The sequence below is a fragment of the Roseomonas chloroacetimidivorans genome (assembly GCF_049629625.1).
Classification (GTDB): Bacteria; Pseudomonadota; Alphaproteobacteria; order Acetobacterales; family Acetobacteraceae; genus Roseomonas; species Roseomonas chloroacetimidivorans.
In genome coordinates, this window is the sequence record NZ_JBNBZS010000240.1 from 1 (window position 1) to 2,025 (window position 2,025).

Below are 2,025 nucleotides of genomic sequence, written 5' to 3' on the forward strand. Positions count from 1 at the left end.
TCACGCCTCCTGGGCCTTTGCATCGAGGGAGGCGAAGGAGGAGCGTTGCTCGGCGAGGCGGAGCAGGAGGGGGGCGGGCTGGAGGGTGTCATCGCCGGACTGGGCGGCGAAGTGGCGGAGGCGCTCGGCGATATGGGCGGGGCCGATCTGGTCGGCATGGTACATCGGCCCGCCGGTCCAGGCTGGCCAGCCATAGCCGTTCAGCCAGACGGTATCGATGTCGCCGGCCCGGGCGGCGATGCCCTCCTCCAGGATGCGCGCCCCTTCGTTGATCATGGGAAAGAGCAGCCGCTCCAGGATCTCGTCCTGCGGGATGCTCCGGCGCGTGATGCCGCGCTCGGCCGAGACGCGCTCGATCAGCGCCATCACCTCCGGATCCGGCACCCCGGTCCGGCCATCGGCGGAATAGTCGTAATAGCCGCGCCCGGTCTTCTGCCCGAGCCGCCCGGCCTCGCAGAGCGCATCCGCCACTGGCGAGGTCTTGCCGGTCGCCTTGCGGATGCGCCAGCCGATGTCGAGCCCGGCCAGATCCGCCATGGCGAAGGGGCCCATGCGGAAGCCGAACCCGGTCAGCGCCCGGTCCACCTCCTCCGGCCGCGCCCCTTCCTGCAGCAGCCGCTCGGCTTCCGCCGTGCGGCGGGCCAGCATGCGGTTGCCGATGAAGCCGTAGCAGACGCCCGACACCACCGGCACCTTGCCCAGCCTGCGCCCGATCTCGACCGCGGTGGCCAGCGCATCGGGCGCGGTCTTCGCCCCCCGCACCACCTCCAGCAGCTTCATCACATTGGCCGGCGAGAAGAAGTGCATCCCCAGCACATCCCCGGGCCGGGCGGTGCTGGCCGCGATCTCGTCCACATCCAGATAGGAGGTGTTGGTGGCCAGGATGGCCCCGGGCCGGGCGATGGACTGGAGCTTGCCGAAGATCTCCTTCTTCAGCCCCATCTCCTCGAACACCGCCTCGACCACCAAATCGGCGCCGGCCGCATTCTCCAGCCCGACCTTGCCCTCGATCAGCCCCATCCTCCTGGCCCGGGCCTCCTCGCTCAGGCTGCCGCGCTTGACCGAGGTCGCGTAGTTGCCGGCCACCCGCTCCAGCCCGCGCGCGAGGTTCTCCTCGCTCGTCTCGATCAGGGTCACGGGGATGCCGGCATTGGCAAAGCTCATGGCAATGCCCCCGCCCATGGTGCCGGCCCCGATCACGGCCGCCCGCTCCACAAGCCGGGGCTGGGTGCCCTTCGGCAGGCCGGGGATGCGGGCCGCGGCGCGTTCGGCAAAGAAGACATGCCGCAGCGCCTTGCTGCGCGGGTCATCACGAAGCCGGACGAAATGCGCCCGCTCCACCGCGAGCCCCTCCTCGAAGGGCTTCTCGAAACAGGCCCGCACGGCATCCACGATGGCGTCGACGCTCGGGTTGTTCGGATGCTTCTTCAGCAGGGCGGAAGCCGCCTCCTCGAAGGCCTCGCGCGCGCCCAGATGGGCGCGGTCCCGCGCGGGGCTGGGCAGCCCCTCGCCCGCCAGCCGGAGCGCCAGCGCCTTGGCGGCCGCCAGCACATCCTCGGCCACCTCCTCCACCAGGCCCAGGGACTGCGCCTCCCTGGCCCCGACCGGCTTGCCCTCGGCCATGATCTTGAGCGCTGGCACCGCCCCGATCAGGCGCGGCAGGCGCTGCGTGCCCCCCGCCCCCGGCAGCAGGCCCAGATTGACCTCCGGCAGCCCAAGCTTCGCGCCAGGGCCGGCCACCCGGGCATGGCAGCCCAGCGCCACCTCCAGCCCGCCACCCAGCGCCGCACCATGGATCGCCGCCACCACCGGCTTGCCGAAGGCCTCCAGGGCCGCGACCACCTCCGGCAGGCTCGGCGGCACAGGCGGCTTGCCGAACTCGCTGATATCCGCCCCCGCAATGAAGGCCCGGCCCTCCGCCGCCAGAACAACGGCCCGAACCGACCCGTCCGACCCCGCAGCCTCCAGCGCCCGTAACAAACCACCGCGTACACCAGCACTCAACGCATTCACCGGGGGGTTGGC

At 71.7% G+C, this 2,025-nt stretch carries 1 protein-coding gene; it reads right to left on the reverse strand.

Translation table 11 applies throughout. From position 1 onward, the window contains the following. On the reverse strand, window positions 1-2,025 hold a 2,025-nt coding region (locus ACO1BU_RS37045), incomplete at its 5' end, for a 3-hydroxyacyl-CoA dehydrogenase NAD-binding domain-containing protein (protein WP_424140853.1).